Raw genomic sequence first — 13,375 nt, forward strand, 5'->3', positions numbered from 1 at the left:
GATCGTGCGAGGTCGGGTGACAGTGCGGGACAAGAGCGGTCGGTGTCGCGTAGTGCGGCGCGGGGCCCCGGCGACTCCGGATCCGGACGCGGGCGGCGCGGGGACCGTGCGCGGTCCGGGGGTGACGGTCGGGCGGGTGACGATGCGGGACAACGTCTTTCCCAGTCCCGTGGAGCGGAACACCGGGCCGGGGGCGGTCGGTCCGAGAGTGGGCAGCGTCGCGGCGGTGGAGGCGCCCGGGCGGGCCGGCAGGGCGCACGGCACTCCGGTGTCGACGCCCCGCGTGAGGTGGCGCGGGATGTCCTGCGGGCCGTGCGGGAGCGGGATGCGTACGCGAATCTCGTGCTGCCGTCGTTGCTCCGGGAACGGCGGCTGGGGGCGCGGGATGCGGCGTTCGCGACCGAGCTGGCGTACGGGTCCTGTCGGTCGCTGGGGCTGCTGGATGCGGTGATCGCGGACTGCGCGGGGCGGGCGGTCGCCGATGTCGACGGCCCGCTGCTGGATGTGTTGCGGCTCGGCGTGTATCAGTTGCTGCGCACCCGCGTCGGGGCGCACGCGGCGGTGGACACCTCGGTGGATCTGGTGCGAGCCGAATTCGGCAGCGGCAAGGCCGGTTTCGTCAATGCCGTACTCCGCCGCGCCGGAGAGCGCACCCCGCAGGAGTGGATCGACCGGCTGGCGCCGCGAGACCCCGTGGGGCGCTTGGCCTTCGAGTACGCGCATCCGGCCTGGATCGCGCAGGCGTTCGCGGATGCCCTCGGCGCCCACGCCGACGAACTGCGCGAGCTGCTGGCCGCCGACGACGAGCGCCCGGCGGTGCACCTGGTGGCCCGGCCCGGCGATATCACCGCCGAGGAACTGGCCCTGGTCACCGGCGGCGAGGAGGGCCGCTGGTCGCCGTACGCGGTGTATCTCGACGGCGGCGATCCCGGCAAGCTGGAACCCGTGCGCGAGGGCATGGCTGCGGTCCAGGACGAGGGCAGCCAGCTCGTGGCGCTGTCGCTGACCCGTGCCCCGCTGCTCGGTCCCGACACCGGCCGCTGGCTCGATCTGTGCGCCGGGCCGGGCGGTAAGGCGGCGCTGCTGGGCGCCCTCGCCGGTATCGACGGCTGCCGCGTCGACGCCGTCGAACCCGCCGAGCACCGCGCCGACCTGGTACGCAAGGCGACCGCGGGGCTGCCGGTCACCGTGCACGTCACGGACGGCCGCGACAGCGGCTTGGTGCCCGGTTACGACCGCATCCTCGTCGACGCGCCGTGCACGGGCCTGGGCGCGCTGCGCCGCCGCCCGGAGGCGCGCTGGCGCCGCACCCCGGCCGATGTCCGGGAGCTGACGGTGCTCCAGCGCGAATTGCTCAGCGCGGCATGGGACCTGCTGCGTCCCGGCGGTGTGATCGTCTACGCCACCTGCTCCCCGCACCTGCCCGAGACCATCGCCGTGGTCGGCGACCTGGTCCGGCGCACCGGAGCCGAACAACTCGACACCCGCGAACTGCTGCCCGGCGTCACCGCCCTCGGCGACGGCCCGGCCACCCAGCTGTGGCCGCATCGCCACGGCACCGACGCCATGTTCATGGCCGCCCTCCGCAAGCCCGAGTGACGGCGGCGAACGGACCCCGAGGTTCCCGGACCCCTCCTTCGTTCCCGCACCGTCTGCAGCGGCTGTAACGGGCGGTCGGTTTCGAGCGTCGTAATGCAGGGGGTCCTGCCCCGGACTCCCGGTGAACCCGAGCCTGGAAGAATAGACGGGCAAACCGGCCGCATAGGGGTCGGGGCGCGTCCTGCCCGGCGAAGCGTGGGACGCCGTAAGCATGAAGTTTGCGAATCGGTAACCCTGGCGTGAGACAACGTACGGCGCACGCGGGGGCCGATCGGAAAGGTGGACAGAACGTGACGCTCCCTCCGGAGGTCTCGGAGATCGCGGCGGACGCTGGATCCGCGGCGATCGCAGGGCTGTCGCCGCTGTCGCGGTCCGCCTCGGCCGCCCCGCCCCGCACGCTGCTGGACATCCTGACCGAGACCGCGCGCGACCATCCCGACGCCGCGGCTCTCGACGACGGCGGCGACGCCCTCACCTACGCCGAACTCCTCGCCGAGGTCGACGACACCGCCGACCGGCTGCGGGAGGCGGGCGTGCGCGCGGGTGACCGGGTCGGCGTCCGCATCCCGTCCGGGACCAGCGAGCTGTATGTGACCATCCTCGCGGTATTGCAGGCGGGGGCCGCCTACGTGCCGGTCGACGCCGACGATCCGGACGAGCGGGCCCGGCTGGTCTTCGACGAGGCGGGGGTCAGCGCCGTCGTCACCGCGGCTGGGATCGCGCCGCGCCAGGCCGCGACCGGTCCGGACCGGCCGGGGACCACCGCCCTGCCCGCACCGCACGACGACGCGTGGATCATCTTCACCTCGGGATCCACCGGCACCCCGAAGGGCGTCGCGGTGACCCACCGCAACGCCGCCGCTTTCGTCGATGCCGAGGCCCGGTTATTTCTGCGGGATGCGCCGATCGGCCCGGACGACCGCGTACTGGCCGGGCTGTCGGTCGCCTTCGACGCCTCGTGCGAGGAGATGTGGCTGGCGTGGCGGCACGGCGCCTGCCTGGTGCCCGCGCCCCGGGCGCTGGTGCGCAGCGGGATGGATCTGGGGCCGTGGCTGGTGCGGCGGCGCATCACCGTCGTCTCGACGGTCCCCACCCTGGCCGCCATGTGGCCCGCCGAGGCGCTGGACGCGGTGCGGCTGTTGATCTTCGGCGGCGAGGCCGTGCCGCCCGAACTCGCGGAACGACTGGCGGGAACGGGCGACCGCGAGGTGTGGAACACCTACGGCCCCACCGAGGCCACCGTGGTCGCCTGCGCCGCCCGGCTGACCGGGGAACCGCCGGTGCGCATCGGGCTGCCGCTGGACGGCTGGGACCTCGCCGTCGTCGACGGCGAGGGAAAACCGGTGGGGGAGGGCGAATCCGGGGAGTTGGTGATCGGCGGCGTCGGCCTGGCCCGCTATCTCGACCCCGCCAAGGATGCCGAGAAGTACGCGCCCATGGCGTCGCTGGGGTGGGAGCGCGCCTACCGCAGCGGCGATCTGGTCCGCAACGACAGCGCGGGGCTGGTGTTCCTCGGCCGCGCCGACGACCAGGTGAAGATCGGCGGCCGCCGCATCGAACTGGGCGAGCTGGACAACGCGCTGCAGCACCTGCCCGGTGTCAGCGGTGCCGCGGCCGCCGTGCGAACCACCGAGGCGGGCAACCGAATTCTGGTCGGCTACCTCGCGACCACCGATCCGGGATTCGACGTCGGGCACGCCCGCAAACTGCTCGCCGAGGAACTCCCTGCCGCGCTCGTGCCGCGGCTCGCCGTGGTCGGCGAATTGCCCACGCGGACATCGGGAAAGGTGGATCGCGACGCACTGCCGTGGCCGCTGCCGGGTCCGGCCGCCGACCCCGAATCCGACGCCGGGCTGGCCGGAACCGCGCATTGGGTTGCGGGACTGTGGAATTCGATCCTCGGCGCCGAGGTCACCGGCCCCGACGCGGACTTCTTCGACCTCGGCGGTGGATCGCTGGCGGCGGCGCAGTTGGTCACCGCGCTGCGTGAACGCTTCCCGCAGGTCACCGTCGCCGATCTGTACGACCGTCCGCGCCTGGGCGCGCTCGCGGACCTCTTGGACGCCGCCGCGCCGGTCGCCGCCGTCGAAACGCGCACGGTCGCCCCCACGCCGCGGTTCGCGCAGTGGGCGCAGGTGCTGGTCCTGGTCCCGTTGACGACGCTGACCGGCCTGCAGTGGCTGACCTGGCTGGGGATCGTCACCAATATCGCGAGCTGGTCCGGCGCCATCCCGTGGATGCCCGGGCTGTCGTGGTGGTGGGCACTGCTCGGCTTCGTGCTCTTCATCTCCCCGCCGGGCCGGATGGCGATCTGCGTCGCCGGGGCGCGGCTGCTGCTGCGCGGCGTCGGCCCCGGAGTCTATCCGCGCGGCGGCTCCGTACATCTGCGGCTGTGGGCCGCGGTGCGCCTGTCGGAGGCCAGCGGGGCCGAAAACCTTTCGGGCGCACCGTGGATGGTGCCGTTCGCGCGGGCGCTGGGCGCCCGGGTAGGCAAGGGGGTGGACCTGCACACCCTGCCGCCGGTGACCGGGCTGCTCGAACTCGGCGACGGCTGCAGCGTCGAACCCGAGGTGGATCTGGCCGGATACTGGATCGACGGCGACCGGGTCCACATCGGCGCCCTCCGGATCGGGGCGGGCGCGGTCGTGGGCTCGCGGTCGACGCTGCTGCCCGGCGCGGTGATCGGCAAGAACGCCGTGGTGGCGCCGGGATCCGCGGTGTTCGGCAAGGTGAAAGCGGGACAGGAGTGGGCCGGATCGCCCGCGGTGAAGGTGGGCAAGGCCGACCATCCCTGGCCTTCGGCCACGCCGCCGCGCGCGGTGCACTGGGTCGCGATCTTCGGCCTGACCTCCATGGCGCTGGCCGCCATGCCGATTCTCGGTCTCGCCGCGGGCGGGGCCCTGATCGCGTGGTGGATTCGCGATGACCGGACCCTGCCGGGCGCGCTCGGCGACGCCTTCTTGATCCTGCCGGTCGCGACGCTGCTGAGTCTGGCGGTTTTCGCCGTCGCGACCGTGCTGTCGGTCCGGCTGCTCAGCATCGGGTTGACCGAGGGCTACCACCCGGTACGCAGTCGCGTCGGCTGGCAGGCGTGGTCGACCGAGCGTCTGATGGATTCGGCGCGCACCTTCCTGTTCCCGCTCTACGCCAGCCTGCTGACGCCGCTGTGGCTGCGGCTGCTCGGCGCCACCATCGGCAAGGGCGTCGAGGCCTCGACGGTGCTGCTGCTGCCGAAGTTCACCACCGTCGCCGACGGGGCGTTCCTGGCCGACGACACCATGGTCGCCAGTTACGAACTCGGCGGCGGCTGGCTGCATATCGGCGGGGCCAAGGTCGGCAAGCGGGCGTTCCTCGGCAATTCCGGTATGACCGCGCCGGGCCGCCGCGTGCCGAAGAATGGTCTGGTGGCGGTGTTGTCGGCGGCGCCGGAGAAGGCGAAGGCGGGCTCGTCGTGGCTGGGCAGTCCGCCGGTTCGGTTGCGCCGCACGGCCGGTGACTCCGACACGGCGCGGACCTTCGATCCGCCGCAGCGGCTGAAGGTGGCCCGCGGCCTGGTCGAGACCTGCCGCCTGCTGCCGGTGATGGTGACGTTCGGTATCGGGCTCGGGGTGCTGTTCGCGCTGGCCGCGCTGGCGCAGGGGCCCGGATACTGGTTCGCCGCACTGCTTTCCGGCGTGGTGCTGCTCGCCGCCGGGGTATCGGCCGGTGGGTGCGCGGTGGCGGCGAAGTGGCTCGTGGTCGGGCGTATCGAGAAGGTCGAGCACCCCCTGTGGAGTTCGTTCGTGTGGCGCAACGAGGTCTCGGACGCTTTCGTGGAAACCGTTGCAGCGCCGTGGTTCGCGCGCGCGGCGACCGGCACCGCGGTGATGAATCTCTGGCTGCGCGGGCTGGGCGCGCGGATCGGCCGCGGCGTGTGGTGCGAGTCGTACTGGCTGCCCGAGGCCGACCTGGTGAGCCTCGGCGACGGGGCGACGGTCGAACGCGGATGTGTTGTACAGACCCACCTGTTCCATGATCGGATCATGGCCATGGACACGGTGACCTTGGAGGACGGGGCGACCCTCGGACCGCATTGCGTCGCGCTGCCCGCGGCACGGATCGGCGCGGGCGCCACGGTCGGCCCGGCCTCGCTGGTGATGCGCGGCGATACCGTGCCGCCGTCGACCCGGTGGCAGGGCAATCCGATCGCGCCCTGGCCGGGGGACGGGGCGTGATGAGGGACAAGTTCTACGAGGAGCCGATCGACGAGTACCTGCCGCAGAACGGCAATCGCGGGTACCGGGTGTCGCGGTACGAGCTGGAGCTGGTCTACAAGGTGGCCAGCAACCGGCTCGCGGGTAAGGCGTCGATCACCGCCGTGACAACTGCCGTGCGCCCGCGCTTCGCCCTGGACCTGTCCCCATCGCTCGGTGTCGCCAAGGTTTTCGTCAACGGCTCGAAGGCCGCGAAGTATTCGCACCAGCACGGCAAGCTGACCGTCACCCCGGCCCGCAAGATTCCGGCCGGTGGCGTGCTGGCCATCGTGATCCAGTACGCCGGGACGCCGCGGCCGGTGCGCGGGCCGTGGGGCGAGGTGGGCTGGGAGGAGCTGAGCGAGGGGGCGCTGGTGGCCAGTCAGCCCAACGGCGCCGCCTCCTGGTTTCCGTGCGACGACCACCCCAGTTCCAAGGCCAGCTACCGGATCTCGATCACCACCGACTCGCCCTACTACGCCGTCGCCAACGGGGTGCTGACGCACAAGCAGACCAAGGCGAGCCAGACGACGTGGGTGTACGAGCAGTCCGAGCCGATGGCGAGCTACCTGGCGACCGTGCAGATCGGGCCTTATCGCAAGTATCGCGTCGGCACGTCGCACGATGCATCGGTGCCGATGCACGCACTGCTTCCGGCGCGACTGCGGACCGCGTTCGACCACGACTTTGCGCGGCAGCCGCAGATGATGTCGGAGTTCCAGGATCGTTTCGGGCCCTACCCGTTCGAGAGCTACACGGTGGTGGTGACCGACGACGACCTGGAGATCCCGATCGAGGCGCAGGGGTTGTCGATCTTCGGCGCCAATCATTGCGACGGCCGCCGCGGCGCGGAGCGGCTCATCGCGCACGAACTCGCGCACCAGTGGTTCGGCAACAGTCTCACCGTGCGGCAGTGGCGCGACATCTGGCTGCACGAGGGATTCGCCTGCTACGCCGAATGGATCTGGTCGGAGGCGTCCGGCGGCCCCACGGCCGACCAGCTGGCCCGCGCCGCCCGCCACACCCTCTCCCGCGGCCCCCAGGACATCGTGGTCGGCGACCCCGGCCCGGCGGTGATGTTCGACGACCGGGTGTACAAACGCGGCGCCCTCACCCTGCACTCCCTGCGGCTCGAACTCGGCGACGGCCGATTCTTCGGCCTCCTGCACGAATGGACCGCCCGGTACCGCCACTCCTCGGTCAGCACCGAGGAATTCGCCGACCTAGCAAGCCATTACAGCACCGTCTCCCTTCGCCCCCTCTGGGACACCTGGCTCTACGACCCAACGCTCCCGCAGCTCCCACCCCAACACGGCGCAGTCGGCTGATCCCGGCTGTGTGGCATGCCCTGTCCGTGTTCCCGGCATGCTGCTGTATGGCACGCTCTGTCCGTGTTCCCGGCGTGCTGCTGTGTGGCATGGCCTGTCCGTATTCCCGGCATGCTTTTGGCCGGGATCTATTGTGCGACAGGTTTTCAGCCCGGGACGTTGCGCTCGAGTTCATCGAGCCAGGCGGTGGCCACCGCGTCGCTGGGGGCGCGCCAGTCGCCGCGGGGGGAGAGGGAACCGCCCGAGCCGATCTTCGGGGTGTTGGGGAGGGTGGAGCGTTTGAACTGGCTGGTTCGAATGAAGCGGCGGAGGAATTCGGCCAGCCAGTGTTTGATGGTGGGGAGGTCGTAGGTGTGGCGGTCGGGTTCGGGGATGAGGTCGGGCCAGCGGCCGCGGGAGGGGTCGGACCAGGCGTGGTGGGCCAGGTAGGCGATGCGGCTCGGGAGATAGCCGAAGCGCAGCAGGTAGTACAGGTGGAAGTCCTGCAGTTCGTAGGGGCCGACGGTGGCCTCCGAACTCTGTCCGGGCTGGGACGAATCACCCTCCGCCGCAGGGTCTCCGACGGGAATCAGCTCCGGAGAGATCTCGGTGGCGAGGATCGAGGTCAGTACCTCGTCGGCCTCGGGGCCCAGCTCTCCGGTGTCGACCGCCCAGGCGATCAGGTACCTGATCAGCGTCTTCGGCACCGAGGCGTTGACGCTGTAGTGCGCCATGTGGTCGCCGACGCCGAAGGTGCACCAGCCCAGCGCCAGCTCGCTCAGGTCGCCGGTGCCGATCACGAGTCCGTGCTGCTGGTTGGCCAGCCGGAACAGGTGCGAGGTGCGCTCGCCCGCCTGCACGTTCTCGAAGGTGACGTCGTACCGCGGAACCCCTTCGGCGGCAGGGTGATTCAGATCCCGCAACATCTGCGTGGCGGACGGCCGGATGTCGATCTCGTGCGCCGACACGCCCAACGCCCGCATCAGCCGATGCGCGTCGCGCCGGGTCCGCGAGCCGGTCGCGAATCCGGGCATGGTGTAGGCCAGCACATTCGAGCGCGGCAGGCCGAGACGGTCCATGGTCTTGGCGGCGACGATCAGCGCGACCGTCGAATCCAGCCCGCCCGACACGCCGATCACCACCCGCTGCGACCCGGTCGCCGCCAGTCGCGTGCTCAGCCCCTCCACCTGGATGCGGTGCACCTCCGCACAGCGCTCGTTGCGCACCGCCGGATTCGCCGGAACGTAAGGGAAGCGCGGAATCTCGCGTCGCAGCGCGACGGCGCCCGACGGTATCGGCAGTTCGATCTCGATGCGCCGCAGCCGCGCCAGCCGCTCCCGATGGTCGTGCACATTGTCGGCGAAGCTGGTCATCCGCAGCCGGTCGGCCGCCAGCCGCAGCAGGTCGACGTCGGCGGTCACCAGTCGCGGATGGTCGGCGAAACGCTCACCCTCGTCGAGCAGTTCACCGTTCTCGCACACCAGCGCCTGGCCGTCCCAGGCCATATCGGTCGTCGACTCGCCGTGTCCCGCAGCCGAATACAGGTAGGCGGCGATATAACGCGCGGAGTGCGAGGCACACAGCTGCCGCCGGAAGTCGGCCTTGCCGACGACGATATTGCTGGCGGACAGGTTCACCAGCACGGTCGCCCCGGCCAGCGCGGCGAAACCACTGGGCGGCATCGGAACCCAGCCGTCCTCGCAGATCTCGAGGTGAAAGACGAAGCCGTCCAGGTTCGCGGCGGCGAACAGCAGATCCGCGCCGAACGGCACCCGCTGCCCGGCGATGACCACGTGCTCCTCGAGGTTCTCCCGCGCCGCGGCGAACTGCCGCTTCTCGTAGAACTCCCGGTAGTTCGGCAGGTAGCTCTTGGGCACCGCGCCCAGCACCCGGCCGCGGTCGACCACGATGCCGCAGTTGAACAACCGGCCCTGTGCCCGGATCGGCGCGCCGACCACCAGTACCGAGTCGATATCGGCGCTCTCGGCGACCACCCGCGCGAGCGCCGATTCGACGGCATGCTGCAGCGCATCCTGATGGAAGAGGTCGTCGGCGGTGTAGGACGACAGGCCCAGTTCGGGAAAGACCGTCAGGACCGCGCCGTCGGCGGCGGCTTGCCGCGCCAACACCAGCGTCTGCTCGGCGTTGTGGGCCGGATCGGCCACTCGTACCGGCGGCACGGCCACGGCGACACGCGCGAACCCGTGCCGATAGAGCGAATCGAACGGTAGCTCCACCATATCGACCCCTCCGCTCGCCTCCCGCGTCATTCCCGCGCCGACTGCTCCCGGAGGCGGGCAAGGGTTTTGGCGAGAATGCGCGAGACGTGCATCTGCGAGATGCCCATGCGCTGGGCGATCTGGGTCTGCGTCATGGATTCGAAGAACCGCATGGTGAGAATGCGGCGCTCGCGCTCGGGCAGGCCCGCGAGCAGGGGACGGATCGCCACGTACTCCTCGACGCGGTCGAACTGCGACTCCTCCTCACCGAGGGTGTCCAGCAGCGACGCCTCGGTATCCCGGCCGACCGACACCGCGTCGATCGAACTGGGCTGATAGGCGTTGCCCGCGATGACCGCCTGCGTGACCTCGTCCGGATTGATCTCGAGCTCGGAGGCGATCTCCTTGACGGTGGGGGAGCGGCCCAGCGACTGCGAGAGCGAGTCGATGGCCGCGCCGATGCGCAGGTGAGTCTCCTTGACGCGGCGCGGAACTCGCATCGCCCAGGTGTTGTCGCGGAAGTAGCGCCGCACCTCGCCCATGATCGTCGGCACCGCGAAGGACAGGAAGTTCGAGCCGCGGGTGATGTCGAAGCGGTCCACCGCGTGCACCAGCCCCACCCGGGCCACCTGCGTCAGATCGTCGAAAGGCTCACCGCGCCCGCTGAATTTGCGCGCGATATGGTCGGCCAGCGGAATACAGCGGTTGATCAGCTGGGAGCGCAGTTGCGCCCGCCGATCGGAGTCGTCGGCGGCCGCGGCCAATTCCTCGAAAAGCGTTGTGACGTCGTCGTATCCGGAGACGGATTCGGCGACCTCATCCATCTCGTCGGCGGTCTCGGCGTCGGGCGCCTCGGCGTCGGAGGTCGGGGCCTCGGCGCTGTCGGGCGGGGCGGCAAGGTCGTCGGTGCCGCCGGATCCGGCGGACGCGGCGCCGTGTCTTTCGGCATCCGTGGATGCGGTGTGGTCGGAAGCGGCGGCGTCGCCGGAGCCGAACACGGTGTCCTCGTCAGCCACTACGCCTTCCCCCGGACCCGCCGGAACTCCACAATGGTCGGATGTCCGGAGGCCGCCTGGTCGAAAGGCTCCTGGGTGACGGTCACCTCGTCGGTGAGCGTCCGCAGCACGTGCCAGCCGAAGCTGCGCTGATCGGGCAGTCCCTCGGTGGCGGCGATCCCGGTGACGTGCACCAGCAGATCGTCGTCGCCGACGGTGAACCGGCAGCGCAGCGCGCTGCCCGGGGTGGCTATCGCGATGAGCGTCGAGCAGGCCTCGTCGACCGCCAACCGGATGTCGGCCACCTCGTCGAGCGTGAAATCGCTGAGCAGGACCAGCGTTTCGGCAAGCCCGCGCACGATCGGCAACTGTGACACGGTGGCGGCGACGCCGATCTCCACCGGGGTACTGCGCAGTCCCTGTTCCGCCGAAATATTGATCACCCTGAGAAGGCTACCCAAGTCCACCGGGACTAACCGGATCTGTGCCTGCTTCGAGACGCCGGGGTGTCGTCGACCGCTACACTTCGCGCTGTGGCCACCTCCAACTCCCATTTTCATCGCCCGTCACCGATGATCGCGCCGTCCATCCTCTCCGCCGACTTCGCGAACCTCGCGCGGGAGGTGCGGGCCGTCGAGGGCGCCGACTGGCTGCACGTCGATGTGATGGACAACCACTTCGTGCCGAATCTGACCCTCGGCCTGCCGGTGGTGGAGAGCCTGCTGAAGACCACCGACATCCCGCTGGACTGCCACCTGATGATCGAGGATCCGGGCCGCTGGGCGCCGCCGTACGCGGAGGCGGGCGCCTACAACGTCACCTTCCACGCCGAGGCCACCGACGATCCGGTCGCGGTGGCCCGCGATATCCGCGCCGCCGGGGCCAAGGCGGGCCTGTCGGTGAAGCCGAACACCCCGATCGAGCCGTACCTGGAGATGCTGCGCCACTTCGACACGCTGCTGGTGATGAGCGTCGAACCCGGGTTCGGCGGCCAGTCGTTCATCGCGCATGTGCTCGACAAGGCGCGCACGGTCCGCCGCCTGGTGGACTCGGGCGAACTGCGCCTGATCGTCGAGATCGACGGCGGCATCAACATGAGCACCATCGAACAGGCCGCCGAGGCCGGTATCGACTGCTTCGTCGCGGGGTCGGCGGTGTACGGCACCGACGACCCGGGCGCGACCGTGGAGAGGTTGCGCGACAAGGCGATCGCGGTCGAGGCGGCACAGTAGGCCTCGTTGTTCCGGAAGACGCGGCGTAGTAGCGACCCCGCCATTGCGGCGCGTGCTTTGGCCGGAACCCTCAGCGGGCCGGTACTTTTCGTGTGCACACCGCCCGGGTCGCCTCGATGACCACCTCGAGCGGCGGCACGGCGTCGGCGGTTTCCGGCGCCCGCACCCAGGTGCGATACCCGGTGCGCTCGTCGTCGGCCGATGGCAGCACGACCTGGCTGCCGGTGCACGCGACGGTGGCGTAGAGCCGGAACAACTCGGCCGACAGGGATTTGGTCATACTCCCCGCACGCGCCGGGCCCGTGATGAAGGTCCAGCGCCGGGCGCGGGGGTGATGGACGACGGGCCCGGCGAGATCGGTCTGCTCCAGCCGCTGCTGGACGCGTTCGCCGAGATCCGCGGGCATCGTGATCGCGCCGTAGCGGGAGCCTATTTCCAACAGGATGTGTCGTGACGTGGGATCTATCGATGCGGCCAGGTGAAATTCGCGACGATATCGAACGCAGCGAGCTTCGAGTGTCGAATCGAGAAGCGTGGTCACGCCGCACCCCCATCTGTGGTGTTGTTGTCCAACCTGGATCCGACCCGTGAGGGCCGCTACCTTCCGTCGGTTTGACCGGTTCCTGCGTGCTCACACCCGTGGGTGCGAGGTGGAACTGTTCCGCGTTGCACTGCTCGCGTCGAAAGTTGAACACTGGGAATCAACTGCATAACAATATTGCTTCCGATCTCCGTCGAACGCAAGCTTTATGTGTATGCGCGTCGCTGACCGGGTACAAACGTCTATTCGGGTTGATCACAGACGGGGGAATCGCGGCCGAGCGATGTGTGAACGGCCGGAGCGGAAATCCGGACCCCGCAATTTCATTATTCATATCAGGAAATCGTCGGAAATTACAGGAATGTATTTCCGATTCTCGCGTGTGGGCAGATCGAATCGTCGGTTTGTCCCCCGATTCGCTGAGCATTGGTCTCCTATCCGGTCCATGGGACCGCTGGCGCCGCCTACGACCCGGCGTCGTTACGCTGGTGGCCACGGCAGGCCGACCCGGGAATAGCGCCCGCGGTCCGGACTGTTGGCTCGAGCGGGTACCGGGTGACAGGAGAAGAAGGACATGTTCACAGGCATCGTCGAGGAACTCGGCGAGATCGTCGCGGTCGAGCAGCTCGCCGACGCGGCCCGGCTCACCATCCGCGGCAAGCTGGTGACCTCCGATGCCGGGCACGGCGATTCGATCGCGGTGAACGGTGTCTGCCTGACGGTCGTCGAGATCGTCGACGGCGACAGCTTCACGACCGATGTCATGGGGGAGACGCTGCACCGCTCCAGCCTGGGCGGGCTCGGCGTCGGCTCGCTGGTCAACCTGGAACGCGCGGCCGCGGTGAACAGCAGGCTGGGCGGGCATATCGTGCAGGGCCATGTGGACGGGACGGGCAGCATCGTGTCGCGCGATCCGCAGGAGAACTGGGAGGTCGTGCGCGTCTCGCTGCCCGACGAGCTGGCCCGCTACGTCGTGCAGAAGGGTTCGATCACCATCGACGGGATCTCACTGACGGTCTCCGGGCTCGACCGCGACGCGGAGATCGGCGACTGGCTCGAGGTGTCGCTGATCCCCACCACCCGCGAGCTCACCACCCTCGGTACCGCGCCGGTCGGCACCACCGTCAACCTCGAGGTCGACATCATCGCCAAGTACGTGGAGCGGCTGCGGCAGCGCGGATAGCCGTCCCGCTGGCGCGCGGCGGCCGCGGGCCGCCGACACAGTACTGTTAGTGGCACCTAATCGAGAT

Annotated in this window: 9 protein-coding genes; 5 read left to right on the forward strand and 4 right to left on the reverse strand. The window is 70.0% G+C overall.

Annotated elements, in window-relative coordinates; all coding sequences use genetic code 11:
• Positions 1-42: 42 nt before the first annotated feature.
• From ACYVLQ_RS08220 to ACYVLQ_RS08230, 3 genes are all read left to right on the forward strand, one after another.
• Positions 43-1,599, forward strand: coding sequence for an RsmB/NOP family class I SAM-dependent RNA methyltransferase (locus tag ACYVLQ_RS08220; RefSeq protein WP_460696792.1), 1,557 nt, complete (start codon positions 43-45; stop codon positions 1,597-1,599).
• Between the two features lie 344 nt (positions 1,600-1,943).
• On the forward strand, positions 1,944-5,813 hold the full coding sequence (locus ACYVLQ_RS08225) for a Pls/PosA family non-ribosomal peptide synthetase (RefSeq protein ID WP_460697006.1): 3,870 nt from the start codon (positions 1,944-1,946) through the stop codon (positions 5,811-5,813).
• Positions 5,813-7,159 carry a M1 family metallopeptidase gene (locus ACYVLQ_RS08230; protein ID WP_460696793.1) on the forward strand — a complete coding sequence of 449 codons (1,347 nt, stop codon included), beginning with the start codon at positions 5,813-5,815 and terminating at the stop codon, positions 7,157-7,159. Before ACYVLQ_RS08225 ends, ACYVLQ_RS08230 begins: the two co-directional genes overlap by 1 nt.
• A 146-nt stretch (positions 7,160-7,305) precedes the next feature.
• On the opposite strand, the gene ACYVLQ_RS08235 is transcribed toward ACYVLQ_RS08230, so the two are convergent.
• The 3 genes from ACYVLQ_RS08235 to ACYVLQ_RS08245 form a co-directional block, all read right to left on the reverse strand.
• A complete protein-coding gene (locus ACYVLQ_RS08235; protein WP_460696794.1) occupies positions 7,306-9,378 on the reverse strand; it encodes an NAD(+) synthase in 2,073 nt (690 codons plus the stop codon).
• A gap of 26 nt (positions 9,379-9,404) precedes the next feature.
• Positions 9,405-10,181: a SigB/SigF/SigG family RNA polymerase sigma factor gene (locus tag ACYVLQ_RS08240; RefSeq protein ID WP_460697007.1), complete on the reverse strand. Its 777-nt coding sequence runs from the start codon at positions 10,179-10,181 to the stop codon at positions 9,405-9,407.
• Between the two features lie 191 nt (positions 10,182-10,372).
• A complete protein-coding gene (locus ACYVLQ_RS08245; protein ID WP_460696795.1) occupies positions 10,373-10,795 on the reverse strand; it encodes an ATP-binding protein in 423 nt (140 codons plus the stop codon).
• Between the two features lie 129 nt (positions 10,796-10,924).
• On the opposite strand from ACYVLQ_RS08245, the gene rpe reads away from it, so the two are divergent.
• Entirely contained in the window at positions 10,925-11,584 is a 660-nt protein-coding gene (rpe, locus tag ACYVLQ_RS08250; RefSeq protein ID WP_460697008.1) for a ribulose-phosphate 3-epimerase, read from the forward strand.
• Between the two features lie 70 nt (positions 11,585-11,654).
• On the opposite strand, the gene ACYVLQ_RS08255 is transcribed toward rpe, so the two are convergent.
• A complete protein-coding gene (locus ACYVLQ_RS08255; protein WP_460696796.1) occupies positions 11,655-12,023 on the reverse strand; it encodes a hypothetical protein in 369 nt (122 codons plus the stop codon).
• Positions 12,024-12,699: 676 nt separating this feature from the next.
• On the opposite strand from ACYVLQ_RS08255, the gene ACYVLQ_RS08260 reads away from it, so the two are divergent.
• Entirely contained in the window at positions 12,700-13,308 is a 609-nt protein-coding gene (locus ACYVLQ_RS08260; protein WP_460696797.1) for a riboflavin synthase, read from the forward strand.
• Positions 13,309-13,375: the final 67 nt, after the last annotated feature.

It is taken from the genome of Nocardia thraciensis (assembly GCF_054782435.1).